The organism is Candidatus Epulonipiscium sp., assembly GCA_012519205.1.
GTDB lineage: Bacteria > Bacillota > Clostridia > Lachnospirales > Defluviitaleaceae > JAAYQR01.
In genome coordinates this window covers 32,696-58,715 of the sequence record JAAYQR010000020.1, presented here as the reverse complement: position 1 = coordinate 58,715, position 26,020 = coordinate 32,696, and the positions used below count along the sequence as shown (strand labels likewise).

Sequence of the window (26,020 nt, the reverse complement as noted above, 5' to 3'; positions counted from 1 at the left end):
TCAAGGATCAATTTGTTGTGTGCTTGTTTATCTTAAAAGCGACAACGAATCATATCTTATCACAAAATTTTTATCGTGTCAATACTTTTTAATTTTACATTTTGTGACATTTGTTGCTTTTTTTGTCGAACCGTGTCGACAAAAACTATAATAACAAATTAAAATCACTTTGTCAACATTTTTTTTGAAACATTTTAAACTGTATCTTATCACTGCATAACAATAGCATACAATTTATATAGTATGGCTAATGCGGATGAAGGGAGTCGAACCCCCACGCCAAAGGCGCTAGATCCTAAGTCTAGTGCGTCTGCCAATTCCGCCACATCCGCTCAGATATTTATTTTATCCGACAAGAATTTATTTTAGCACTGCTTAATCCATTTGTCAATAGTTTATATGTGTAATTTTAACCCTTTTATTTTTTTTTATACCTTTTATATATATCCTATTATTGAAATAACAAGGCAATTTTTATATTCTAGGGGCTTACTCTACCACTGAAGATGTAACAGAAAAAAATAAAAAGTAGTCCCAGGACTACTTTTTATTTTTTTCTATATATTTTCTTCCTTTTTATAAAAAAATGTTTTCATAGGGGCAAGGGCATATTTATGGGAGAGAATAATCTGCTCAGTACTTCCCACAAATAGAACTCCCCCTGTTTTTAGCGAGGCATTAAACTTTTTATATATTTCACTCTTAGCTTCTTCAGTAAAATATATTAAAACATTTCTACATACAATTAAATCACATTGAGAAGGATAGATATCCTTCAATAGATTATGTTGTTTAAATTCGATACAGTTCCTAATTTGATTGGATATTCTATAGGAATCTCCCACTTTTTCAAAGTATTTAGTTAAAAACTCCTTGGGAACACCTTCAATGCTTTTTTTATTGTACAATCCCATTTGGGCTTTCTCAAGAACCTGCCTGTCAATATCTGTAGCAAATATCTTAATCTTAGATAAAGGAAAAAATTTCGTCAGTAGCATTGCCAATGAATATGGCTCATCCCCTGTTGAACATGCAGCACTCCAAATTTTTAATGTAGGGGACTTTTCTAATAAATATGGGAGAACATCTCTTTCTAATACCTCCCACTGAGCTGGATTCCTAAAAAATTCAGAAACATTAATAGTAAGATAATTTATAAATTCTGTATATAACTTCCTATCATCTTTTAGTGCATTGAGATATGAAGAATAATCCTCATAATTATTTTTTTTGATTAGAGCATCTATTCGTCTTTTCATTTGTCTTTCTTTATAACTATGCAAGTCAATTCCCGACATAATTAATACTTCTTTTTTAAAATCCTCATATGTTTTAGTCATGTATACCTCCCCGCATAAAGTATTATAGCTTTTTATATAATAAATGTGGCTATCGCCGCATTTTATTCTTCCTCAAAAGCACTTTGCTCCACTTGTTTTTTACTAAGACTAATCTTCTTTTTATCTATATCAATGTCAAGCACTTTTACTTCAACAATCTCTCCTATTTTTAGTTCATCCTCTGGTTTAACCACATGTTTATTAGCAATTTGAGATATATGGATTAATCCATCAACCCCTTCTTCTAATTCAACAAATGCCCCAAAAGGCGCCATCCTTACGATTTTACCTTTTATTACTGAGTCTACTGGATATTTCTCCACTACCTTTTCCCAAGGATTATCTTCATTTTTTTTCATAGATAAGGAAATTTTATTATTTTCTTTGTTTATTTCTGTTACGATTACTTCTACCTCTTGCCCTATCTTAAGAACATCCCCTGGTTTCTTTATCTTTTTCCATGATATTTGTGAAACGTGAACCAGTCCATCTATTCCACCTAAATCAACAAAAGCTCCAAAATCAGTTAAATTGCTTATAATTCCCTTTACCTTTTGCCCCACTTCAAGGGTGCTTAGTACCTCTTCTTTTTTCTTTTCTCTTTCTTTTAGGGAAATTTGCTTATGATCCCCTACTATCTTGCGTCTTCGCTTATCAAGTTCAATTATTTTGTATTCAATTACTTCTCCTAAGAATTGATTTAAATCTTGTATATATCTCGGTCCCATTAAAGAGGCAGGAATAAAGACTCTTACTTCATTGCTCATAACTATTACTCCGCCATTAACTACTTCAATAACTTTACCCTTTAATGCGGTCCCTTCTTCAAAAGATTTTTGTATCATATCCCAACCTTTTTGAGCATCTACTCGTTTTTTAGATAACTCTACAATGCCTTCTCCATCATTTACCCTCAGAATGTATACATCTATTTCATCCCCAATTTTAAATTCATCTTTAGGATTAATATTAGGGTCATTAGAAAGTTCAGTTTTAGTAATAATTCCGTCGGATTTATAACCAAGATTAACAGATACTTCTGTATCAGTTACATTAATAATAGTCCCTTTTACAATCTCTCCACTTCTTAATGTTATCAAAGATTGATTTAACAATTCTTCAAAATTTTCACTAGTGTGATTTTCCAAATCATTCATGCTGTAATAACCTCCTTTATTATACAAGCAGGAGCATACGCACCTACAATTATACCAATTTTATCACTAGATATGAAATTATTCAACTCTAAATTAGCAACCCTTTAAATAGTATTCATTGCACTGATTCTATGATTTTAATAATTTTATTGGCGACTTCTCCTATGGTGTAATGTGTTGTATCTATTTCAATAGCATCTTCTGCTTTAGTTAGGGGTGAAAATTTTCTTGTCGAATCGTTTTTATCCCTAGCTTCTATTTCACTTTTAATCTGTCCTTTAGTACATTCTATACCTTTTTGACATAGTTCTTTATATCTCCTTTGCGCTCTTTCTTCTACACTGGCAGTAAGAAATATTTTAATATTTGCATTGGGTAACACACAAGTGCCAATATCCCTACCATCCATAACAACAGATGTATCCTTAGCTATATCTCTTTGGAATTCTACCATTTTTATACGCACAGCATGGATTGTTGCAACCGTCGAAGCTGCCTTTGTAACTTCTTGTGTACGAATTTCTTCTGTTATATCCTTATTATTTAATAAAATTATTTGGTTATCTTCTTTGTATTCTATCTTAATGTTAATTTCATCTAATATTTTTTTAACTTCCTCTTGGTCATTATAATTAATTCCATATTGAATGCAGTATAAAGCAACTGCCCTATACATTGCTCCTGTATCAACGTATACAATATTTAGATGGTTTGCTACTTGTTTTGCAATTGTACTCTTTCCGGCTCCTGCCGGCCCATCTATTGCAATGGCATAATGCCTCATAAATCTACCTCCCTTTTATATAATACTGCTTAATAGGATAGGCCTTTATCCTGTCTAATTTTAAAGTCCAACCATAGCCTAATCCCTACAAAGATAAATCCGGTCTTAAAGATGATGCTCTTTTTAGATAGATATGTTTCATTTCTTGTTGGGATTTGACTGTTTTAATCTGAAGCATAACCCGTATGCACATTCTAAGACTTCCCATTACATTCATTTCCTGAAAACATAATAGGGCTGCATGGGTAATATTAAGATTTCTTGCAGCTACTGCTGGATAAGCTGCATCAATATCATTTGTTGCTGTAAATGTTATGGAAATAATATCATCTATGTTTATATTGTTCTTAGATATAATTTCTTTAAGAAGTATAACCGTGTTTCCTAGAATTTCTTCTCTAGTATTTTCTTCGATTGTTATTGCACCTCTTATGGCACCTATTGACATAAACTATTCTCCTAACTAATTGAAGGTTGTTTAGAAGGACTAGAAATTTGTAAGTGATTGCTATCATTCAAAAGACTTAGCACCCAGTTTCCAGTATCCTTTCTGTCTATAATGGATAAGGAAGTATTCCCTAACCAAAAACTTTTATAAAAGCCTAAATCCATATTTAGCAAGGTCAAAATCAATATTTTTAATACCCCTCCATGGGAGACAACCGCAATATTCCCTCTACAATGCTTATCTGTTATAATTTCAATTGCCTTTTTCATTCTCGCTTGAACAGCCTGCATGCTTCCTTCCCCCGGAAAATTATATTTATGGGGTTGAATTAAAAACCGTTCATAATCTTCACCATATAGTTTTTTTAATTCCCCTGTAGTATGACCTTCCCATTCTCCAAAATTAATTTCCCTAAGCTGTGGAATTATTCCCAAAGGTATATTCCCTGTTTTTGAAATATTTTCTGCTGTTTCGTAAGCCCTCAATAGATTCGAAGAAAAAACAGCATCTATTTTGTAGTTTTTCATCCTATCAGCCAGTAGTTTTGCCTGCTTAATTCCCGTACAACTTAAAGGGATATCCCGTGTTCCCTGGTACTTATTTAGGGAGTTCCATTCGGTCTCTCCATGTCTTATAAGAAATAACCTCAACATATTTAGCCACCTTATTTTTTATTTAATGAATAAGTTAAATTTAAATCCTCATCTTGATTATCGTATACTTGGTATTCTGTCCATATATTTTCTAATTTGCTTAATGTATCTGATATCTCCTCTTTTTTTCTTAGACTTAGGGCTACAATCAATGCATTAAGTACACTCATTGGGGCTACTAGAGAATCCACAAAGGATGCCATATCACTTCTAGCTAATAAACTATAATCGGCATACTGTGTCATTGGGGAAAGAGGACTATCGGTAATTGTAATAACAGCTGCTCCTTGGGTTTTAGCAAACTCCATTGCCTTTATAGTTCTTTTTGAATATCTGGGAAAACTAATTCCTATTACCACATCATCAGATTTAATCTTATAAATTTGCTCAAACATTTCACTTACACTGTTTGTATGAATTAATTTTATATTGTCAAACAAAAGATTAAAATAAAATCCAAGAAAACTGGCTAATGCAGCAGAACTTCTAACCCCTAGAATATAAATCTGGCGGGCATTTAATATGATATCTACAGATTTATCGAAGGTTTCTTCATCAATCTCTTCTAAAGTGCATTTGATTTTTTCCGCATCAGACTGAAGTACATGTTTTAAAACATGTTGCTGCTCTAGCCTATCAGATGCGACCTCCATTCTTTGAACAGAAGTAAGCCTGTTTTTTACCAATTCCTCTAATGCCCTTTGCAATTTAGGATAACCATCATATCCCAACTCGTTTGCAAAGCGAACCACTGTCGATTCACTAACTCCTACTATATTCCCTAGTTTTGCAGCAGTTAAGAAAACCGCCTTTTCATAATGATTTAGGATATAGTTTGCAATAAGCCTCTGTCCCTTACTTAATTTAGGCAGGCTATTATGAATCCGTTGAATTAAATCATTCTTTTTGTGCATATTGACCCCTCGCATACAATAATTAATTTTTATACATTTGAATCCTTGTTTGAAAATTATTTCATATTAATTATTATATATAAAAAATAAATTTTTACAAATAATATTATAAGAAATAAGAATTCTTTAATTGAAATTGTCATATTTTTATATAATAACTAGATTATTATTATGGTGTTTTGTATGATCTTCCAAATTAATCTTTATAATTGCCTGAAAAATGGAGTTGATTTCTTTGATTGAAATAGATGATGCCGGTAGTGGAAGCTTTATTGGTGGCACAATTATCGGAGTTTATCGTATCGAAACAAAAGAATATACCGATGAAATTATACCTCTTAATTACTATTCAAAAACAAATATGAAAAAGAAGGCCTATTTAAATTATGTTGTTAAAATAATCCAAAGAAGTTTTAAAAAATTAGATGTAAAAGAGAATGAATCCATAAAGATATGCCGTGGCTATATGTTTGATGGACTTAGAAAATGGCTTGATAAAGAAAACTATATATGGTCTAACACAGTTATCGACGGCCCCCTTCAAGAAAGAGTTGAAAAACGTTTCGAGGAATACGTTATTTCTTTAGGCTTTCCCGAAGCATTTATAAAGTATACCAAATACCCATTTCATTTTCATAGAATATTAAAATGGGTCTATGCAGATTACGACAAAAGAACAAAATTATGTAAAATAGGATGGAGAAGCTGGGATAAGTATGGAAATCTCCCTATAGAAGTAAGCTACGACTATCTCCCGCTAACACGAGAATACCATTGCCTTAAATGTGGCAAAAAAATGAATCCTTCTGAAAAAAGTAAGATATTAAGATTCAAAAGTAACCGGGTAAATGAGGTATACCTTCATAAAAATTGCTAAAAAGAACAAGCAAATTTGCTTGTTCTTTTTAATCTTTCTATACCGGATAAACCTTATTTTCTGCATCTGCTAAAATAGGATCGATTTTTGTTTTTTGTGCTTGACGGTATTTGAAAAAGTCTTCTCCAACCTGTGGGAATAATGCATAAGATAAAATGTCCTCATCTTGCTCTTTATATTGTTTCATTTCTGCTTCGATTTTCTTTAATTCAGGTTCTAGTAAATCTGCAGGTCTGCAAGTAATAGGCTCTTCGTCACCAATAATCTTCTTTCTTATTTCATCAGAAATCGAAACTGGTGTCCTACCATATTCTCCACGGACTATTGCCTTAGATTCCTTTGTAACCATCTTATATCTTTCACCCATTAATACATTAAGAACCGCCTGGGTACCAACAATCTGGCTAGAGGGAGTAACTAGTGGAGGATACCCAAAGTCTGCCCTTACCCTTGGAATTTCTTTTAATACATCATAAAAACGGTCTTCAGCATTTTGGTTCTTAAGCTGAGAAACTAGATTAGACAGCATTCCACCAGGTACTTGATACAGTAATGTTTGGATATCTACTCCTAAAACCTTTGGATTTAGAAGACCTTCATCCATAGATTTTTCCCTAAGCGGTCTGAAGTAATCGGCGATTTCTGCCAATATTTCTTGACCAAGACCCGAATCATATGGTGTCCCTCTAAAAGTCTCGACCATAACTTCGGTAGCGGGTTGTGCAGTTCCCATCGCAAAAGGAGACATAGCTGTATCAATTATATCAGCTCCTGCTTCTACTGCTTTAAGGTATGACATTCCGGCAACACCACTGGTATAATGACTGTGAATTTGCACAGGTATTTTAATAGCGCTCTTTAAGGCAGAAACCAATTCAAAAGCTGCATATGGAACTAATAATCCTGCCATATCTTTAATACAGATAGAGTCTGCCCCCATGTTTTCAAATTGCTTAGCAAGCTTAACATAATACTCTAGGGTATGAACTTCACTTAATGTATAAGAAATTGCAACTTGGGCATGGCCTTTTTCTTTATTTGCTGATCTAATAGCAGTTTCTAAATTTCTCGGATCATTTAAAGCATCAAATATACGAATAATGTCTATCCCATTAGCGATACTCTTTTGAACAAAATATTCTACAACATCATCGGCATAATGACGGTATCCCAGTAGGTTTTGTCCCCTAAGAAGCATTTGAAGCTTGGTATTTTTAATAGTAGCTCTTAGCCTTCTAAGACGTTCCCAGGGATCTTCCTTTAAGAAACGTAGGGAAGCATCAAAAGTTGCTCCTCCCCATACTTCCATAGAATAAAAGCCTACCTTATCCATTTTTTCTGCTATCTGAAGCATATCTTCAGTTTTCATCCTTGTTGCAATTAAAGATTGATGGGCATCACGAAATGTGGTATCCGTAATCTTTACCGGCCTATTTTTAAGTTGTTCTGACATCTTTCTACCTCCTTCTTAATTAATTAACCATATATCGATAATAACACTCCTGCAGCCACTGCAGAACCAATTACTCCTGCAACGTTTGGACCCATAGCATGCATAAGAAGAAAGTTCGATGGATTTTCTTCTTTTCCTACTTTTTGAACTACCCTAGCTGCCATAGGTACTGCAGAAACTCCGGCAGCACCGATTAAAGGATTAACCTTTCCTCCTGATAATTTGTGCATAATCCTTCCAAAAATCACACCAGTTGCCGTCCCTATTGAAAAGGCTATAAGACCTAGAGCTAAAATACCCAATGTCTTAGGATTTAAGAAGTTTTCTGCACTGGCTGTAGCCCCAACGGTAGTCCCTAAGAAAATAGTAATTATATACATCAACGCATTGGATGCTGTGTCTACTAACTTACTCACAACACCGCTTTCTTTTAGTAGATTACCAAACATAAGCATTCCTATAAGGGGTGCTGCTGATGGAAGTAATAGGGAAACTAAAATTGTAACGATAATTGGGAATAAAATCTTTTCATTTTGTGAAACCGGCCTTAACTGCTCCATTTTAACTTTTCTTTGTTCCTTAGTTGTTAATGCTTTCATAATTGGTGGCTGAATAATTGGTACTAAGGCCATATATGAGTAAGCTGCCACTGCAATAGGTCCTAACAAATGCGGAGCTAATTTTGATGTTAGGTATATTGCTGTAGGACCATCAGCCCCCCCAATAATCCCGATACTCGCCGCTTCTGCACCAGTAAAATGAATAGCCGGAATAATATATTTCAATACTAATGCTCCTAAAAAAGCAAAGAAAATACCAAATTGTGCTGCAGCCCCTAATAAAATACTTCTTGGGTTTGCAATAAGTGGTCCGAAGTCAGTCATTGCTCCTACCCCTAAGAAGATAAGCGGTGGGAAAATCCCTAACTTAACCCCTTGATATAAGTAATAAAGAATACCGCCTATCTCACCATTTTTCGGTCCTGCCATTAACCCTGCCAAAGGTAAATTAGTAAGTAGCATTCCAAAGGCAATAGGTAATAAAAGTAAAGGCTCATATTCTTTTTTAATTGCAAGATATAAAAGTATTAGTGAGACGCCTATCATAATTACATTGCTTATAGTTAAGCCGGCAAATCCCGAAGTAGAATATAATTCGCTTAATGATTCTACTATCATATTTATAAAGTCCATTTGATTTGCTCCCTCCTTTTCAAACGATGGTTGAATGTTAGCCGATGGTTGCGATTAAATCTCCTGTATTTACATTTGTTCCTTTAGAAACATTTATAGACGCAATTTTACCATTTTCTGTTGCTACGATTTCATTTTCCATCTTCATTGCTTCTAATATAACAATAGGATCTCCCTCTTTTACACTATCCCCCACATTAACTCTGATATCTAAAATGGTTCCAGGCATAGGGGAGGTTACTTTAATACCTCCTGCCGTTGTCGGTGCAGCAGCTGGTGCCGGTGCCGGTGCTGCTGCTGGTGCTGGCGCTGCTGGTGCTGGTGCTGCTGGTGCTTGTCCGCCTTGTAACTCTTCTACTTCTACTTCATATGAATTACCGTTTATAGTAACTTGAAATTTTTTCATTTTAACTCCTCCTTTAATATTCAAACTTGATTAAAATATTCTTTCGGTTTGATTTATACGTCCTACCTTCTTCCATTCCGAAACATTGGAATGAATTTTCCTAAAGGAACGAACCTTTAGGTTATCGACTGTAGTATCTAGACTAGCCGCTATTGCTGCAGTAATTACAGCAACTAATTCTAGATCTTCTTCCTTAGCTTCTTCATGGGTCCTTTTCTCAATAACTGCCTCTTCTTGTTCGGGCCCTTCTACCTTTTTTGGGGAAGAACCCTCAGCAATAATGCGGAATAAATCAAGAATATATGATAAAGCTGTTAATGCAAGAAATGTGATGCCCATACCAATGACTGTTACCATTAGGCCTTTCATAAGCTCATCCATTTTATCACCCCAAATTTATTTAAACGGTACTGTGTTTTTTTGCAGGTCGTTCTTCCCTCTTGCTATAAAGCATTTCTAATGCTGCAATTACACGTTTTCTTGTCGCTGCTGGCTCAATTATATCATCAATATATCCTCTGGTAGCTATAGCATAAGGGCTAGCTTGCATATTAGAAAATTCCTCTATTTTTGAACTCCTTAAGGCATTTGGATCTGGGGAAGTTTTTAATTCCTCAGCATACATTATGTTTACTGCCCCTTCCGGATTCATTACAGAAATCTGAGCAGTAGGCCATGCAAAAACAATATCGGCTCCTATATGTTTACTATTCATTGCTATATAAGCACTACCAAAAGCCTTTCTAACTATGATGTTTACCTTTGGAACTGTTGCATTAGCAAAGGCATATACTAGCTTGCTCCCACTTCTTAGTATTCCCCTTTGTTCTTCTTCGACGGAAGACTTAAATCCTCCCACGTCGGTAATAGAAACTATAGGGATATTAAATGCATTGCAAAAATTGACAAATCTTGCCCCTTTTTCTGCCGCATTACTATCTAATAGGCCTTCCTTTTCTTGGGATTGGTTTGCTATTATACCTACTGTGGCTCCATTAAGACGGATAAAACCAATTACTATATTCTTAGCATATTGAGCTTGAATTTCTATAAGTTCCCTCTCGTCTGCTAAAGATGCAATAATTGTTTTTATATCAAAGGAAATGTTTATATCATCTGGTATGATAGAATTCAGAACTGAATCTATACGATTTAAATCATCTGTAACTTCATAAAAGGGAGCATCCTCCATATTATTTGTTGGAAGATAGCTAAGGAACTTTCTTGCATTTTCAATGCTGTCTTGTTCATTGTCGTATTGAAAATGTACCATTCCGCTTTTTTCGGTATGTATATTAGTGCTACCGATAGTTTCAAAAGTGACACCTTTGCTTCCTGACTCTTCTATCGTGTTTGGACTATTCATAAATAATCTTGCATTTTTTGTGATCATAAAAGTAAAATCTGAAAGTCCAACTATACAGCCTGCTCCACCTGCGCACTCTCCCATTACTATGGTGATTTGTGGAATCACCCCAGAAGCTAGGGATTGTTTCACAAATAAATTACCATAGCCATTTAGGCCATCTACACTTTCTTGCAGTCTTAATCCCGCAGAATCCAAAAATCCAACAATAGGTGCCCCCATTTTAATTGCCTGGTCGTAAAGGGAACAAATTTTTTGTGCATGCATCTCACCAACTGAGCCACCAAGTACTGTAGGATCCTGACTATACACATATACTAATCTGCCTTCTACTGTACCATACCCTGTAACCACTCCATCCGCTGGGGTATCCTTTTGTGCCAAATTGAAATCTGTAGAACGATGATTCACAAATGCGCCTACTTCTACAAAACTACTTTCATCAAGAAATCTTTCAATGCGTTCTCTAGCTGTTAGTTTTCCAGCGCTGTGAAGTTTTTTAATCTTTTCTTCACCGCCGCCCATAACTATAGCAGAGCGACGCGCATTGAGTTCATTTACCTTAGACAATGTACTCATTTATAACCCTCCATTTTTAAATTTTAGGCTCTGTTAAAAACGCGACAATCGCCAAATATATTCTACATTATTCTATTACCCCGTGCAAGGGATTTGCCATAATAAAATAAATATAGAATTTAGATTCTTTCCAGAAAATATATAATAGGCGGATACCCCCCTCTATTAAGATAATTAAACTTAGCTGTTATAAATTTTTCACTTTCTAACTTACTTAAAAAATTTTCTACAGCCTCTTTTTCCTCTAATCCTCCTGGATGACCCCAGTAGCTTATAACACTTATAACTCCCCCAGGCATTAATAAAGAAGAAGCCTTTTCTAAAGCCTTCAGGGTTGAGTGTGCCTTAGTGATTACTTCCCCATCACCTTTAGGTAGATATCCCAAATTAAACATAGCCCCAGCAATAGGATTTGTAACATATTTATCTATATTACTATGGGAATCTTGAATCAGTTTTACTCTATCTAATAATCCCTCTTGCATTAATAAATCTTTGGTATTATAAATAGCCTTTTTTTGGATATCAAAACTTATTACCCTTCCCTTTTCCCCTACTGCCTTAGCTAGAAATATCGTATCAAAACCATTACCTGCTGTAGCGTCAATTACTGTATCCCCCATGTTAATCCTTGATTTTAATAATTCATGAACAATATCTGTTAATTTCGCCTTTAGGAACAAATTATCACCTACTTAGATACCATAAGCATTACTTCCCTAATAAGTTTTGCTGCTAAAAGTGAGGTTCTGTCAGCAACATCATATATGGGAGAAACTTCAACCAAATCAAAACCTACTATATCAAGGGAGGACATAAGTAAAATTGCATCTAACATTTCTTTAGAGGATATTCCTCCAGCCTCAGGTGTTCCAGTAGCAGGGGCATAAGCCGGGTCTAAGGCATCGATATCTAGGGTTATATGAATCGGCCTTTTTTGTAAATCTTTTATGCATTTTTTCAAGGGTTCTAATAGTTTAAAAGGATAAAAGTTAGTATTGCTTTTTGCATATAGATATTCTTCCTTCGTGCCGGAACGAATTCCAAACTGATATATGTTTTTGGAATTTATAAAATCACAACAGCGTCTTATGACTGTTGCGTGGGATCTGTTTTCACCAATATAGTCTTCCCTAAGATCTGCATGGGCATCGATATGTAGCAAAATTAAATCATCCCCATATTTGTTGTAAACTTCCTTTATGACAGGAAGGCTTATTAAATGTTCTCCGCCTATAACTATAGGAAACTTATTATCCCTTAAAACTTCAGCAGTGGCTTTGGATATCAATTCTAGACATTTGTCCACATTACCAATGGGAAGATCCAAATCTCCACCATCGTAATAGGAAATTTCTTCTAGGCTCTTGTTTTGATAAAAGCTGTATTCTTCTATTCCTATGGATACTTCCCTAATCTTCATAGGCCCTTGCCTTGTCCCAGGTCTAAAGCTAGTTGTAAAATCCATGGGCACCCCAAATAATATAATGTTTGCATCTTCGTACTTTTCCTTAGAACCTATAAAATTATAAAAGAGTGTTTGTTTAGTTTTTAATATATCCATACAACCTCCTACTTTGTTAATTATTCGACAGATTCCGATAGTATACAACTAGGTATACTATCACGTCAGATAGTCCCCAATAACATCTTTTTATCAAATTACAATCTTATTATTTTTTACCTTTTGGAAGTACTATAATGTTTTTAAGTAATGTACCTCTTCTTTTGTTAATCTCCTAAATTTACCAACAGGAACCTCCCCTAAAGAAATACCTCCGATGGCTGTTCTCTTTAAAGTTATAACAGGGTGGCCAATAGCTTCGCACATTTTTCTCACCTGTCTATTCCTTCCTTCGTGAATTATTATCTGAAGAACCGAAGTATTGCTAGATTTAGTTAGAATTTTTACTTTAGTAGGTGCTGTTTTATAGCCCTCTATAATAATCCCTTCTCTGAGCTTCTCTAGAGAATCTTTTTTGGGGATACCCCTTACCGTAGCAACATACGTTTTATCTACATGGTGTTTCGGATGAGTTATCTTATAGGTTAAATCCCCGTCATTGGTAAGAAGAAGAAGTCCTGATGTGTTGTAATCTAATCTTCCAACTGGATAAACTCTCTCCTCTACCATATGAAGTAAATCCATAACCGTAGGTCTATTAAACTGATCTTCAACTGTTGTAACATAGTTTTCCGGCTTATTCAATAGAATATATACTTTGCTATTTTTTATTTCGACTATCCTATTATCAAAGTGAACCCTATCCCTATTTGGATTAACCTTAATGCCTAGGACCGTAATAACTTCGTTATTTACCTTTACCCTGCCTTGTTTTATATACTCTTCCGCTTTTCGCCTTGAAGCAATGCCGGCATCTGCCAAATACTTTTGGAGTCTAATATCCATGGTACCCTCCTTAGTACACAAGAGTTCTTCTTTTAAAAATGAATCTTATTTAAAAAAGAGATGGAAGAATAATATCTTCCATCTGCTATTATACCTTATTTAGTTATTTTTAACCAATTGTTTAGCACTTTTTTCAAGGAAGTGGGAAAGTCATGACGTTCAATATCTCTATCCGCAATAAGAGGTATGACTTTGCAAAGTTCATCCCCTATATATATTTTTGTAACACCTATTTTTTGGCCTTTAGTGATAGGGGCCTCTATATAATCAGGAACCGTTATCTTTATTTTAATCTTTGATTTTTCTGATTCCTTAATGGTATATATGACTTTTTCATTGGAATATAATGAAATCTTATCTTCTCTTGAGCGCTTTACGGGTATGGTCTTTAAAAGTTTCCCTTTTTCTAAGAGCGTTTCTTTCTTAAAATTTTTAAAACCGTAATCCATAATTCTCCTTGTATCGGTCCATTTTTGCTCTTTTCCCCTTGAACCCCATCCGCTGGCTAGTACTACAGAGATAAGCTGCATCTCATTTTGTTTTACTGCCCCTACAAAACAATAGCCGGCTTTGCCCGTATAACCTGTTTTAACACCATTTGCCCCTGGAAAATCGTATAAAAATCTATTAGCATTGGCAAGGCTATAAGGAGGGTAATCACCATTTCCCCCGATAGTTAGGTGCTTTGTATTAATGATTTCGACAAACTTGGGGTTTTTCATTGCATATTGGGTGATTAGGGCCAAATCATAAGCCGTTGAACCGTGACCTTCTGCATCCAATCCATTAGAAGTTTTAAATACTGTATCCTTTGCTCCTAATTCCTTTGCCTTTTCGGTCATTTTCTCACAAAAGACTTCGACAGAACCACTTATATGTTCAGCGATTACAACTGCTGCATCATTAGATGATTTCATCATTAATGCATACAATAAATCTCCTAAACGCTGTTTTTCCCCCTCCCTTAATCCTAATTTGACCTGAGGAGCCCTAGCTGCTCTTTTACTTACGATTACTTCATCGGAAAGATTGCCATTTTCTAGGGCTATAATGCAGGTCATTATCTTGGTGGTACTTGCCATGGCCCTAGGTTCATAAGCATTTTTTTCCCATAGAATTCTACCGGTATCAGCTTCTATTAAGATAGCGGATTGTGATTCTACCTTAGGCTCTTTCACTTCTTCCCCATAGGTCAAAGAAGGACAAAAATAAAAGACTAATATAAATGTTGCAACCCAAGAGAATACTTTTTTCTTCATGACTAACTCCTTTTAAAAAACTCTTTGTTTCATCATATAAATATTTAACTTGTATTATGCAGGATTAGTCAAACATACTTACCCCTTTTATTCATCAAATTCTAAAACCTTCGTTATTATTTTTCCTTCCTGAGAATGTTTTTGACCCTTTTTGCTTTTTGCTTTTGAATCCAAATGACTGTAAAACTTAGTCATGAGATTAGGGGCTTCTTCCATAATTTTGGCCATGGTACCAAAATGATAATTTACATGGAGCATTTTAACACTGTCTTTGTCCATAACCATAAAAGCAACAGGCTGTACGCTAATTCCCGCTCCACTACCTCCTCCGAAGGGATATCTTCCCGTGCTGTTTTGAGATCCATCTTCCGGTTCTGAATCCTCCTTAGGCACTCCGTATTCAGCCCCTCCCGCTGTAAATCCAAGGGCTATCTTTGTTATTGGCATAATAATTGTTCCATTTTCTGTTTCAATAGCATCTCCTATAACTGTATTTACTTCAACCATTTCCTTGATATTTTCCATTGCCGTTTTCATTAAGGATTCTATCGGATGCTGATTTGCATTTGTCATATTTTTTCAACCTCCTCTTTATTGAAATATACTGGTAAAGCATATAAAATGTGCTTATGTTAACTACACCAGTGAATGATATCAAAGTCTTTTGAGAACTAAAAGTTGGTATGATTTTAATATAGTAATCCTTAATTGGGATTGTTTCATTTAAAAAATATATAGAGTTAGGGAGCACTCTATTTAAAATTCCATAAGCAAATGTCGTAGCTAGTGGATTTGTGGTGCCTATAATAGTTCTCAAATCAAAATAATCAATGGCCATATGTTTTTTTATCTTTTTTAATCTATACCATATTATTTTTGCTAAACATTTATAGTTTATGTATGAATTTATTGAAAAGGTATTGTTATTATCTCCCTCAAAATATCTTTTTAGATAGTACAAAAGCTGTTCCCTAGGATTTATTCTGAATATCTTCATGTATCTAAACAGGTATATACTGACCGTTAAAATTTGGTTGTGTTCTTTTTTTTTATAATCTATTATAAGCTTCAATTTTTCACCCGCTTATCAATTCTTATAGGTTTCCTCTTAAACAAGAATACACTCTATAAGCTTATATTCCCCTAAGAATAATAAACAATACAAAAAATGTTCAAAAGAACTTACTTCTTTTGAACATCAAATAATCCTATTTGTTTAACTTCGTCCTTTACCTCATCTTGTAATTTCAAAAGCAATTCTTCTTGAAGCTGAGGTAGTTCCTCGATAGATTTAAAACCAAAGTGCCTAAGGAAATCTTGAGTGGTTCCAAATAAAATCGGTTTTCCCGGGGCATCCATCCTCCCTATTTCGCAGATTAGATTGTATTCTATTAATTTATTTATGACATAGTCGGAATTAACTCCTCTAATCTCTTCAATGTGGGCTTTCGTTACTGGTTGTTTATAGGCGACAATGGAGAGGGTTTCTAAAACTGCCTGTGTCATATTAAATTTTTTAGGGGTTTGATAAAAAGATTGGATAATTTGAAAGAGTTTTGGACTTGTACACATTTGAAATGCGTTATTGATTTCAATAATTTGAATTCCTCTTTCTTCTTTTTTATATCTTTCCATTAGGGCTTCTACTATTTGCTTTGTTTTATCTATATTTTCTCCCATTATCTCTGATATCCTTTTTAAAGTAACTGCTTCTCCTGATATAAAAAGAATAGCCTCTACTGCGGCCTCAGCTTCCATCAACTTCATTTGCATCCATCCTATCATAGGTTGTAATAAAAATATTTTCAAAGGGATATTCTTGTTTAATTTTTACTCGTTTATGACGTATAAGCTCCAATAAAGCTAGAAATGTAACTACTATTTCCATTCTATCACAATTATCATAAAACAACTCATGAAAATATAAGGCAGGAGATAATACCAATAAATCTAGAATATATGTAACTTTATCTTCTATTTTGTAAATATCTCTCTGAATAGATTTAAACCCACTTCTTACAGTATCAATTTTGTTTTCTTTTCTTATTAATAATTCCTGAAACACACAAAACATTTTTTGAAGTGTAACACCTTCTAACACTTCCTCAATGTCTACTGGTACATCTTGTATTAAACTTTTTAGATGCTCCGGTAGGTCTGCAGATTTAAAAAATATCTTTTTAGCCTCTTTTTGTCTTTCTTTTAGTTCCTCAGAGAAATGCTTAATTTTTTTATATTCTAATAGCTTATTTACCAATTCCTCCCTCGGGTCTATATCTACTTCTTCATCTTCTTTAAGGTTTGGAAGAAGCATTTTTGACTTGATTTCCAAAAGAGTTGCTGCCATAACCAAAAATTCACTCATGTTTTCCATGTTTTTATCTTCTATAGAATCAATATATTCCATATACTGCTCCGTTATAAGAGATATGGGAATATCATATATATTAATTTTATTTTTTTCAATTAAATGAAACAACAAATCAAAGGGACCTTCAAAGACTTCTAACCTTACCGTAATACTCAAAATAAATACCCCATCTCAATTAAATTAATCTACATAAGCCCCATAAGAGTAAGTAGAAATTTATAGATATATGTAATAACAGGATTAATAAGCATAGGAATAATACCTGTAAGTAAAAGGATAATCAACAACATTTGAAGTATATATTCATACTGTATAATCTTAAAATAGGTTCGAGGAGGAATAATATTAAATAAAATCTTAGAACCATCCAAAGGTGGAATAGGAACTAAATTAAAAATTCCTAATACAATATTTATCATTATACCATAATTAACCATTTCAAAGGCCCAGTTATATTGAATTGCATTTATATGATATATATTCATGAGTTTTAATATAATAGCAAATATAGCCGCTACAAATAAATTCGCTATGGGACCCCCTAGGGAAACCAAAATCATAGCTTTCTTTTTGTTTTTGAAGTTTGAGGGGTTAGTGTGTATTGGCCTTGCCCACCCGAAATTCATAAATAAAAGCAATATTAATCCAATGGGGTCAACATGAGGTATAGGATTTAATGTTAGTCTTCCTTCTTTTTTGGGTGTCAAATCTCCAAAAAAATGAGCAATTATTCCATGAGTAAATTCATGAAAAGTAAGACCACATAATATTCCCGGTAATTTAATCAATATATCTAATATAGGATTTGTCAAATTTCATTCTCCTTTTTCCTTACTGTACTTTGATATTATTTGCATTAATTAGATTGCGTATGTTTTATTTGAATTACCCATAAAACATCTTCATCAACGCCGATGCCTACAGATATTGTAAACGGTAATTGCGGAAATTTCAAATAGTATTTATAGCTAAGTAGTATATCACCAATTAATAAAGCGCCTAAGAAAATTCTTAGACGCTTTATTAATATCTAATGCCATTGCTGTAATAGTAATTTCATCATTATTTTTAAATTTGCTTTTTTAACAGATTCAGCTGCTACCAAATCCGAACGTCCTACTTCTTTTCCTTGAAAGGTATAAATGATTTCTCCTACTTTCATCCCTTTTTCCACTGGGGCTTGAATAGTTTCTGGCAGTTCTATCTTCGATTCAATCTTTTGATCCGCAATATTTTTACTTACTAATAATTGAACATCCTTTTTGATTACACAATCTACTTTCGAAATATTACCTTTAGATACATCTATGGTTCCTACCACTTTCCCAACGGGATCTCCTTTTACGATAGCATAATTTGCAAATCCATAATTTAGCATCTTAGCTACTTCTGAGTTTCTGGTTTGTTTAGCTTTTGAACCCATAACAACAGCAATAAGATTTAATTCACCTCTTTTAGCAGTTCCAGATAAGCAATACATGGATTCTGGGGTGAAACCGGTTTTTAAGCCATTAGCTCCTTCATACCATTTGATTAGGTTATTAGTGTTGGTAAGACCGAATTCTTCTTCTCCCCGTCTTGTCTTATGAATAATACTGTCCTGCCATATAGTTGTGAGCTTATGGATATCCGGGTATTTTGTTATTAATGCCCTAGACATCAATGCTATATCATATGCTGTAGTAATATGATTATCATCATGTAAGCCATTGGTATTTATAAAATTCGTATCCTTCATCCCTAATGCTTGAGCCTTGTCATTCATCATCTTTACAAAGGACTCTACACTGCCAGCAATGTGTTCCGCCATGGCTACCGATGCATCGTTAGCAGATGCCACTGCAATACATTTAGTCATATCATGTACTGTCTGCTGTTCATTTAGTTCTAGATATACCTGTGATCCTCCCATACCTGCTGCACGTTCACTGACGGTTACCATATCTCCCCAGGAAATCTTCCCCTGTTCTACTGCTTCATATATAAGAAGAAGAGTCATAATCTTGGTGGTGCTGGCTGGGAAATGCTTTTCATTCATATTTTTTTCAAACAGTACTTTACCTGTTTTTGCCTCCATAAGTACTGCTGAGGGAGATTCTATTTGAAGTTCTACCTTAGCAGTATCTGTGGTTTTCTCTTCTCCCCTTACAATACTAAAAGACATCATATTAACTAATAATATAGCACTAAGTATAATAGCAATACGTTTATTCGATGACATCTTTGTGCCTCCTCATGCAGTTATTTTAATCTAATATTATGTTAGACTATTTTTGATAAAATATGCATATGAACACAGGAGATGAAATTGTTTCCATAATCATACGAATTTTTTAAAAGGAGTAGATTAACCTATTATCTTTATTTTCTTTTTAGTCCTATTTAAAATCCCCAACCTAAATTAACAACTACTACAATATCTATTAACTTCCCTTAAAGCTGAAGTTCCTCTTCCTACCCAATCGTTGATTTCCTCTTGTTTATAATATCATGAAATTTTGGTATAAGGGTCCCACCTTTTGACTACTAATATGAAAAATAGACAAGCTTAGTATTATTGAATTACTTCGTAAATATATTTTATAGGTTCAGGTTTTAGATCTGTTATGATAAATGCATCTTTTGCTATTTTTTTTGCTTCCTTAATTTTTTCCAAATTAGTGTGAAGTATACAAATTGTATCATCGAACTTTATTTTATCACCTATTTTTTTTACTATTGTTATTCCTGCTGAAAAGTCTATTTTGTCCTCCTTAGTCCTTCTTCCAGCCCCAAGTAGCATAGCAGCTATACCAATGTCTTCTGCGTCGATTGATTTTATATATCCTGAAGATGATGCCTTAATCTCTACATGATATTTTGCCTGAGGAAGTTTATTGGGATTATCTACTACTTCTTCGTTTCCCCCTTGGATTTTGATAAACTCTTTTAATTTGTTTATTGCTTCTCCGCTTTCGATTTTCTTTTCTAAATCTTCATAAGCCTTATCATAATCCTTGTAAGCTCCTCCAAGTACAGCCATATAGGAGGCTATGGTGAGGGCCACTTTGGTTTCATCATCTGAACCTTTACCTTTTAAGACGTTGATTGCTTCTTTTATTTCATTGGCATTGCCAACCTCATGACCTAGAGGCTGATCCATATTGGTTATGACTGCAATGACTTTTTTATTTAAAGATTTTCCTATATCAACCATGGTTTTTGCCAAATCTTTGGCATCTTCTAAGTTTTTCATAAAAGCCCCCGTTCCAACTTTTACATCTAATACGATAGCATCGGAACCTGAGGCAATCTTTTTACTCATAATGGAGCTAGCGATAAGGGGGATGCTATCTACTGTAGCTGTCACATCCCTTAGAGCATATATTTTTTTATCTGCTGGGGTCAGGTTGGCAGTCTGACCTACTATGGCCATTTGATAAGTATTTACATTGTTTATAAATTCATCGCTGTCTAATTCGGTTCTAAAACCTTCTATGGACTCTAACTTATCTATGGTACCACCGGTATGTCCTAAACCCCGTCCACTCATTTTGGCAATGGGTATACCCAATGTGGCAACTAGGGGAATAATGATTAAACTAATTTTATCCCCTACTCCTCCTGTTGAATGCTTATCTACCTTTATGCCTTCTATCGGAGATAAATCAACCATATCCCCTGAATCTACAAAAGCCATTGTGAGATTGGAAGTTTCTTCTTTGGTCATACCCTTAAAATATATGGCCATAAGCATAGCTGATACTTGATAATCGGGGATGTCTCCTGCTACGTATCCTTCAATTAAAAATTCTATTTCTTTCTTTGTTAAGATTCCACCGTTTCTTTTTTTCATAATAAGATCATATGCTCTCATCTAATCCGCCCTCCCTATAGCTTTTTATATGTTTTCTAAAATATTTCCTAGTTATTTCTATTCCTTTTTTACTTTTCAATCTCCTGTGCAAAGCTTACCCCATATTTTATGCTTGCAGTTCCTAAAAGTTCTCCTATGGTTTGTCCAATATCCGCAAAAGACTTCCTTGTTTTTAAATCTACATTTTGTTTAAGAGCTTTACCATATGCTATAAAGGGAACGTATTCCCGCGAATGATCTGTGCTTGGAGTGGTAGGATCACAGCCGTGGTCGGCATTTATCATTAATACATCTTCATTTCCCATGGCATTTAAAATTTCCGGAAGTCTTTTATCAAATTCTTCTAGGCCCTTGGCATAGGCTTTATAATCGTTTCTATGTCCCCATTTCATATCAAAATCTACTAGATTTGTAAATATTATTCCATGATTATCACTCTTAATATATTCTAGTGTTTTATCAACACCATCCATATTATCTTTTGTATGAACTGCTTCCGTAATTCCCTTCCCTGAAAATATATCTTCAATCTTTCCTACAGCAATTACATCCATGCCTTTAGCCTTAGCCTTATCTAAAATAGTGTCATGGGGTGGCACTAGGGCATAATCCCTTCTATTTGGTGTTCTTGTAAAAGCTCCTTTTTTATCACCTACAAAAGGCCTTGCTATTATCCTAGCTACCGCATGTTCTCCTCTGAGCAATTCCCTTGCCATGGAACATATTTCGTATAATCTATCGATAGGGATAATTTTCTCATGTGCTGCTATTTGAAATACGCTATCTGCAGAAGTATATACTATGGGGTATCCCGTTTTCATATGTTCCTCCCCTAGTTCATCTAATATAACTGTTCCCGATGCGGCTTTATTTCCTAAGGTTTTGGTTCCGATTGCTTTCTCAAAAGGTTCCATTATTTCCTTAGGAAATCCTTGGGGATAAGTAGGAAAAGGCCTTTCGGAATAAATTCCTGCCATTTCCCAGTGCCCAGTTACTGTATCCTTTCCATTGGAAATCTCAGCAAATCTTCCATAACAACCTAGAGGAGCATTTGTTTTAGATAATCCTATCATTCCCTCAATATTACCTAATCCTAAACTTATCAAATTTGGAATATCAAGTCCTCCAACCATTTTAGAAACATTACCAATAGTATTACTACCCTCATCTCCAAATTTATCTGCATCCGGCATTGCTCCCATTCCAACACTGTCTAAAATAATCCATATTATTCTTTTTACCATTATGGTACCACCTTCCTGTTAAATTCTTTATCTTATGTTATGAGTATTTCAAAATTTAATGTATGCAATTATACCTGTATATGCTAATGGAAACAAAAAAAGGGCTTAAGCCCTCGGATGTGCTTTCAAATAAACTTCTTTTAGTTTATTCTTATTTAATTGCGCATATACTTGTGTTGTTGATATATCAGAGTGTCCAAGCATTTCTTGAACAGACTGTAAATCCGCTCCATTAGCTACCATATGGGCTGCAAAGGAATGTCTTAACATATGGGGTGTTATGGCTTTTTTTATATTGGCCTTTTTTGAATAGACTTTTATTATTTTCCAAAAGCCTTGCCTAGTCATGGGCCTACCACTACAATTTACAAATAATGTTTTTTCTTTAGGGTCCCTAACCATCGCAAATCTTGCTTTTTCTATATATGTACTCAATGCATTAACAGCTGAAGTTCCAAGGGGTATAATTCTTTCTTTAGAGAGATTAGGATCCTTACATTTTACATACTCTAAAGTTAAGTTAATGCAATCCTCTTTTAGACAAATTAGCTCTGAAACTCTTATTCCTGTGGCATATAAAACTTCAAGCATCGCCTTGTCCCTAATCCCTTTAAGATTATTTTCACTAGGTTGTCTTAATAAGATATCTACTTCTTGTATTGATAAAACCTCAGGTAATTTCTTTTGTATTTTGGGAGATTCTAAGTTTAAAGTGGGGTCCTCATCCATTAAATCTGTCTTTTGTAAAAACTGAAAAAGCGAACGAATGGAAGCGATATTTCTTGATATAGTAGAAGATGCTTTTCCACTTTTTTGTAATTCCAGTAAATATGCAGTGATATTTGTCCGATTTACATTTTCAATTCTATTTATTCCTATACCTTGTAGAAATATAATAAAATTTTTAAGATCTCTCTGATAGGAAAGAATAGTATTTTCGGATGCACCTTTTAGATCCTTTAGATAATCTGCATATCTACCAACAACTTCTTCCATTTTTACGTTCTCCTTTGTGTTCACTATTATTTCCAATACCAATTCTAATTATAAAATATTTCGCATAAAAAGTCGATATTTTTTACAAAAAACCTATACAAAAGTAATGGGGCTTTATTGTTCAATTTAGTTAATCATATTATTCATAATCATTTTCATAAAAAGTGGTGAAATGAAGGTTTCAATAAATCCCGTTAAAATGATAATCAATATTCCAATTAATAAAACTAAACCATAGTCCATCCACTTACCTCTTCTTTCTTTAAAGTATTTTTGATTACTTTTATAATTAGCAACTGCAAAATTCATACTGGCCGCTGAAACAAATATTATTCCTGGAATCAGTATGATGCTTTGGGGTAAAAAAGAAGTAAGGCTAAATATAAAACCATCAAAACCATAATGGATAAGTAAGAATGATGACGTAAATCCATAGGAAAATCCTTTTGCAAATACTACAAGGAAAGCAAGTGGAATACCGACAACACCTAATCCAAAAACCCATAAAAGCGCTATGGTTCTTCCGTGGGAAAGTATGGACTGCTTTAATATATCTAAGTAGGAAATATTCCTATCGGGAAATCCCATAAAAAAGTTGTTCATATAATTTATGAGTTCTTGATTTTGAATATAATTCATATAGTTAGCAAATATAGCTCCGACACAAATTCCAAGTAATAATGCTAAAATACTGATGCCATACAATATTTCCTTTTTTGAAACAACCCTTTTTTTAGTCCTCACAGCTCTCTTCCTTTCGTAAATAGTCTTTAATAATATATGAAAACAAAAAAGGGAATAGAACTGCTTGTACTATAAAAGTTTATTTACTGTTCATTATATGATTGGCCCCTAATATACCCGATATGGTTTTACTATCTTTTATCCTACCATCAAATATCATTTTCATCGCCTCATTAAATGGATATTTCTCAACATTAACGAACTCGTCCTCATCAAGGTTTTGTTTCCCCATAATCAAATCGGTCCCTAGATAAATATGTATTATTTCGGTGCAGAAACCTACTGCGGTATACATCGAACAAATGTGGGTGAACTCATTTGCCTTGTACCCTGTTTCTTCTTCCAATTCCCTTTTGGCACATTCTAAAGGCTCCTCCCCCTCCTCTAAAGTACCTGCGGGAATTTCTAATATTTCTTCCCCTACTGGTTGCCTATATTGACGAACAAATAAAATGTTTCCACTTTCATCCATAGGCACTATAGCTGCTGCCCCGTTATGAAGCACCACATCTCTTTTCGCTGTTTTTCCATTAGGTAGGCTAATAATGTCTTGTACTAATGATATGATTTTTCCTTTGTATATTTCTTTTCTATTAATGGTTTCATGTTCAAAATCCATTTTTATTCTCCTTCCATTCATAAACTTGTCCTTTTAGGAATAAACTATATATAAATCTTGCTACAAACATGGTTCCCTTTTTATAGGACCTAGCTCTATCTATATTTTATAATGAGGTGATTGCTTGAAGGCTATTGTTTTTAAGAATCAATTTACATGTGTTGGAAAAATTGATGAAATCATTTCCTATTTGACAGAGTTAGAACTTCAATATAAAACAATTCAAGAATATATTGATGATAAACAAAGACCCTTAAACAAGAAATCCAGTCATTAACATTCCACAGGCTCCAGCAGTCCTAAAAAACTCAGGATCTTCTCTTATGGTTCTGCCCATGGTCTTAATGGATAAATCATATCTTTCCATTACAGAGATTGTGTCTTCTTCTACAAAATGAATAATATGCTTTTTGCCCAAATTGTATTTTTCATATTGACCCATAATATATTCTTTTTCATTATAGGCATAATTAGCAAAAGCCATATGGCATGGTATCAAACAATGCTGACCCATGGTAGTTAGGAAATGATGACTAATACCATAGTGCCTATTTCTTTTTTCACTAAAACTAACCCTTGGTATGCATATAGGGGTTCCTCCCATGGAATAGATAGTATGAGCATTATTAGCAAGCTCTACCCCGGTAAAACCTAGTTTTGTATGGGTACCCACATGACCTGGTCCCATTATGATTACAGCCCCATTACATTTTCTTATTAACTTTGCAGCAATTAATGCCGTATATAAATTTACTGTTTCTAAATCTCCTCCAAAGGCATTCCCACAGGTAATTGTGCAATCTATAAGTTTTTTTCTTTAAGCATACGGACTGTATTGCTAAAACTAATAGGTAGTGCTCCTCCATCAGTCATTATATACGCTATTTTTATGTTTGGATTTACAGATTTTGCTGCTGCTACCACTGGTGGAAGCATACTATGAATGCTTCCTGTTACTATTGGCATTCCATCTAAGGATTTAAAAGAATTAATACTATCTGGATATTGTTCTTCAATGGTATGGCATTTTATTTGAATAGGGGTATATTTTAATTTCATAATATGCCCCAACGGACCGGTTTTTAAGGTATTTATAGTTTTATTAAAAAGTACAAAATGATATCCGCCGGTTCCAAGATTCAAATCCACTGCTGTTGTGTTTAACCCTACTCTATCTCCTATAGACACATTTCCTGTAATATATGGGTATGCAATGGCTTTATGCTCTGTGCCATCCACATATACAGAGACTTCAATCATATCCTTATGGCTTCTAATAATTCTATTTACTATTCCCTCTTTTAAGTGGACCATGGAAGACTCCTCTTATTTAGCACTTTATCCGAATCTT

At 34.1% G+C, this 26,020-nt stretch carries 30 protein-coding genes and 1 tRNA gene; 2 read left to right on the top strand and 29 right to left on the bottom strand.

The features are described 5' to 3' along the window. Positions 1 to 251: 251 nt before the first annotated feature. The 7 genes from GX308_06635 to GX308_06605 form a co-directional block, all read right to left on the bottom strand. Positions 252 to 332 (bottom strand) — tRNA-Leu (locus GX308_06635). A 225-nt stretch (positions 333 to 557) separates the two neighbouring features. Then, positions 558 to 1,340 carry a protein-glutamate O-methyltransferase CheR gene (locus GX308_06630; GenBank protein ID NLK21750.1) on the bottom strand — a complete coding sequence of 261 codons (783 nt, stop codon included), beginning with the start codon at positions 1,338 to 1,340 and terminating at the stop codon, positions 558 to 560. A 62-nt stretch (positions 1,341 to 1,402) separates the two neighbouring features. Continuing rightward, complete coding sequence (gene rpsA, locus GX308_06625; protein ID NLK21749.1) at positions 1,403 to 2,497, bottom strand: 30S ribosomal protein S1; 1,095 nt, start codon at positions 2,495 to 2,497, stop codon at positions 1,403 to 1,405. 115 nt (positions 2,498 to 2,612) lie between these two features. After that, positions 2,613 to 3,281, bottom strand: a complete 669-nt coding sequence (locus GX308_06620; protein NLK21748.1) for a (d)CMP kinase — start codon at positions 3,279 to 3,281, stop codon at positions 2,613 to 2,615. Positions 3,282 to 3,366: 85 nt separating this feature from the next. Continuing rightward, on the bottom strand, positions 3,367 to 3,729 hold the full coding sequence (gene aroH, locus GX308_06615) for a chorismate mutase (GenBank protein ID NLK21747.1): 363 nt from the start codon (positions 3,727 to 3,729) through the stop codon (positions 3,367 to 3,369). Positions 3,730 to 3,740: 11 nt separating this feature from the next. Further along, positions 3,741 to 4,382, bottom strand: coding sequence for a histidine phosphatase family protein (locus tag GX308_06610; protein ID NLK21746.1), 642 nt, complete (start codon positions 4,380 to 4,382; stop codon positions 3,741 to 3,743). A gap of 11 nt (positions 4,383 to 4,393) precedes the next feature. Then, the gene (locus tag GX308_06605; protein NLK21745.1) at positions 4,394 to 5,296 is read right to left on the bottom strand and encodes a MurR/RpiR family transcriptional regulator; all 903 of its coding nucleotides are present in this window, start codon (positions 5,294 to 5,296) and stop codon (positions 4,394 to 4,396) included. Between the two features lie 235 nt (positions 5,297 to 5,531). Here GX308_06605 and GX308_06600 point away from each other — a divergent pair, with 235 nt between their 5' ends. Continuing rightward, positions 5,532 to 6,173 (top strand): hypothetical protein, encoded by a 642-nt coding sequence (locus tag GX308_06600; GenBank protein NLK21744.1) that lies wholly within the window; start codon positions 5,532 to 5,534, stop codon positions 6,171 to 6,173. Between the two features lie 37 nt (positions 6,174 to 6,210). On the opposite strand, the gene GX308_06595 is transcribed toward GX308_06600, so the two are convergent. The 20 genes from GX308_06595 to GX308_06500 all read right to left on the bottom strand — a co-directional run bounded on the left by GX308_06595 (position 6,211) and on the right by GX308_06500 (position 24,669). Continuing rightward, entirely contained in the window at positions 6,211 to 7,626 is a 1,416-nt protein-coding gene (locus tag GX308_06595; protein ID NLK21743.1) for an oxaloacetate decarboxylase subunit alpha, read from the bottom strand. Positions 7,627 to 7,649: 23 nt separating this feature from the next. Continuing rightward, positions 7,650 to 8,819, bottom strand: coding sequence for a sodium ion-translocating decarboxylase subunit beta (locus tag GX308_06590; GenBank protein NLK21742.1), 1,170 nt, complete (start codon positions 8,817 to 8,819; stop codon positions 7,650 to 7,652). A 37-nt stretch (positions 8,820 to 8,856) separates the two neighbouring features. Then, on the bottom strand, positions 8,857 to 9,225 hold the full coding sequence (locus GX308_06585; protein NLK21741.1) for a biotin/lipoyl-binding protein: 369 nt from the start codon (positions 9,223 to 9,225) through the stop codon (positions 8,857 to 8,859). A 30-nt stretch (positions 9,226 to 9,255) separates the two neighbouring features. Next, complete coding sequence (locus tag GX308_06580) at positions 9,256 to 9,606, bottom strand: OadG family protein (GenBank protein ID NLK21740.1); 351 nt, start codon at positions 9,604 to 9,606, stop codon at positions 9,256 to 9,258. Between the two features lie 19 nt (positions 9,607 to 9,625). Continuing rightward, positions 9,626 to 11,170 (bottom strand): acyl-CoA carboxylase subunit beta, encoded by a 1,545-nt coding sequence (locus GX308_06575; GenBank protein NLK21739.1) that lies wholly within the window; start codon positions 11,168 to 11,170, stop codon positions 9,626 to 9,628. Positions 11,171 to 11,289: 119 nt separating this feature from the next. Next, positions 11,290 to 11,853, bottom strand: a complete 564-nt coding sequence (locus tag GX308_06570; protein NLK21738.1) for a methyltransferase domain-containing protein — start codon at positions 11,851 to 11,853, stop codon at positions 11,290 to 11,292. 8 nt (positions 11,854 to 11,861) lie between these two features. Beyond that, positions 11,862 to 12,734, bottom strand: coding sequence for an agmatinase (gene speB, locus GX308_06565; GenBank protein ID NLK21737.1), 873 nt, complete (start codon positions 12,732 to 12,734; stop codon positions 11,862 to 11,864). Between the two features lie 132 nt (positions 12,735 to 12,866). After that, positions 12,867 to 13,580, bottom strand: coding sequence for an rRNA pseudouridine synthase (locus GX308_06560; GenBank protein NLK21736.1), 714 nt, complete (start codon positions 13,578 to 13,580; stop codon positions 12,867 to 12,869). Positions 13,581 to 13,675: 95 nt separating this feature from the next. Next, the gene (locus tag GX308_06555; protein ID NLK21735.1) at positions 13,676 to 14,839 is read right to left on the bottom strand and encodes a D-alanyl-D-alanine carboxypeptidase; all 1,164 of its coding nucleotides are present in this window, start codon (positions 14,837 to 14,839) and stop codon (positions 13,676 to 13,678) included. Positions 14,840 to 14,926: 87 nt separating this feature from the next. Then, entirely contained in the window at positions 14,927 to 15,412 is a 486-nt protein-coding gene (gene ytfJ / locus GX308_06550; protein NLK21734.1) for a sporulation protein YtfJ, read from the bottom strand. Further along, a complete protein-coding gene (locus GX308_06545) occupies positions 15,339 to 15,911 on the bottom strand; it encodes a hypothetical protein (GenBank protein NLK21733.1) in 573 nt (190 codons plus the stop codon). Before GX308_06545 ends, ytfJ begins: the two co-directional genes overlap by 74 nt. A 110-nt stretch (positions 15,912 to 16,021) precedes the next feature. Further along, positions 16,022 to 16,606 (bottom strand): SMC-Scp complex subunit ScpB, encoded by a 585-nt coding sequence (gene scpB / locus GX308_06540; GenBank protein ID NLK21732.1) that lies wholly within the window; start codon positions 16,604 to 16,606, stop codon positions 16,022 to 16,024. Next, positions 16,587 to 17,366, bottom strand: coding sequence for a segregation/condensation protein A (locus tag GX308_06535; GenBank protein NLK21731.1), 780 nt, complete (start codon positions 17,364 to 17,366; stop codon positions 16,587 to 16,589). The genes scpB and GX308_06535 overlap by 20 nt, the downstream gene beginning before the upstream one ends. A 29-nt stretch (positions 17,367 to 17,395) precedes the next feature. Then, a complete protein-coding gene (locus tag GX308_06530) occupies positions 17,396 to 18,022 on the bottom strand; it encodes a site-2 protease family protein (protein NLK21730.1) in 627 nt (208 codons plus the stop codon). A gap of 218 nt (positions 18,023 to 18,240) precedes the next feature. Continuing rightward, on the bottom strand, positions 18,241 to 19,431 hold the full coding sequence (locus GX308_06525; GenBank protein ID NLK21729.1) for a D-alanyl-D-alanine carboxypeptidase: 1,191 nt from the start codon (positions 19,429 to 19,431) through the stop codon (positions 18,241 to 18,243). 333 nt (positions 19,432 to 19,764) lie between these two features. Continuing rightward, positions 19,765 to 21,066 carry a pyrimidine-nucleoside phosphorylase gene (locus GX308_06520; GenBank protein ID NLK21728.1) on the bottom strand — a complete coding sequence of 434 codons (1,302 nt, stop codon included), beginning with the start codon at positions 21,064 to 21,066 and terminating at the stop codon, positions 19,765 to 19,767. A 68-nt stretch (positions 21,067 to 21,134) separates the two neighbouring features. Next, positions 21,135 to 22,310 carry a phosphopentomutase gene (locus GX308_06515; GenBank protein ID NLK21727.1) on the bottom strand — a complete coding sequence of 392 codons (1,176 nt, stop codon included), beginning with the start codon at positions 22,308 to 22,310 and terminating at the stop codon, positions 21,135 to 21,137. Between the two features lie 105 nt (positions 22,311 to 22,415). After that, the gene (xerD, locus tag GX308_06510; GenBank protein NLK21726.1) at positions 22,416 to 23,306 is read right to left on the bottom strand and encodes a site-specific tyrosine recombinase XerD; all 891 of its coding nucleotides are present in this window, start codon (positions 23,304 to 23,306) and stop codon (positions 22,416 to 22,418) included. A gap of 126 nt (positions 23,307 to 23,432) precedes the next feature. Further along, complete coding sequence (spoIIM, locus tag GX308_06505; protein NLK21725.1) at positions 23,433 to 24,050, bottom strand: stage II sporulation protein M; 618 nt, start codon at positions 24,048 to 24,050, stop codon at positions 23,433 to 23,435. 79 nt (positions 24,051 to 24,129) lie between these two features. Then, the gene (locus tag GX308_06500; GenBank protein ID NLK21724.1) at positions 24,130 to 24,669 is read right to left on the bottom strand and encodes an NUDIX hydrolase; all 540 of its coding nucleotides are present in this window, start codon (positions 24,667 to 24,669) and stop codon (positions 24,130 to 24,132) included. A gap of 124 nt (positions 24,670 to 24,793) precedes the next feature. Between GX308_06500 and GX308_06495 the strand changes: the two genes are divergently transcribed. Then, positions 24,794 to 24,946, top strand: a complete 153-nt coding sequence (locus tag GX308_06495) for a hypothetical protein (protein NLK21723.1) — start codon at positions 24,794 to 24,796, stop codon at positions 24,944 to 24,946. Here the strand turns inward: GX308_06495 and GX308_06490 are convergent. Both GX308_06490 and GX308_06485 read right to left on the bottom strand, forming a co-directional pair. After that, positions 24,923 to 25,474, bottom strand: coding sequence for a DUF3866 family protein (locus tag GX308_06490; protein NLK21722.1), 552 nt, complete (start codon positions 25,472 to 25,474; stop codon positions 24,923 to 24,925). The two genes, GX308_06495 and GX308_06490, sit on opposite strands and share 24 nt — an antisense overlap. Next, the gene (locus GX308_06485; protein NLK21721.1) at positions 25,471 to 25,983 is read right to left on the bottom strand and encodes a DUF3866 family protein; all 513 of its coding nucleotides are present in this window, start codon (positions 25,981 to 25,983) and stop codon (positions 25,471 to 25,473) included. The genes GX308_06490 and GX308_06485 overlap by 4 nt, the downstream gene beginning before the upstream one ends. Between the last annotated feature and the right edge of the window lie 37 nt (positions 25,984 to 26,020).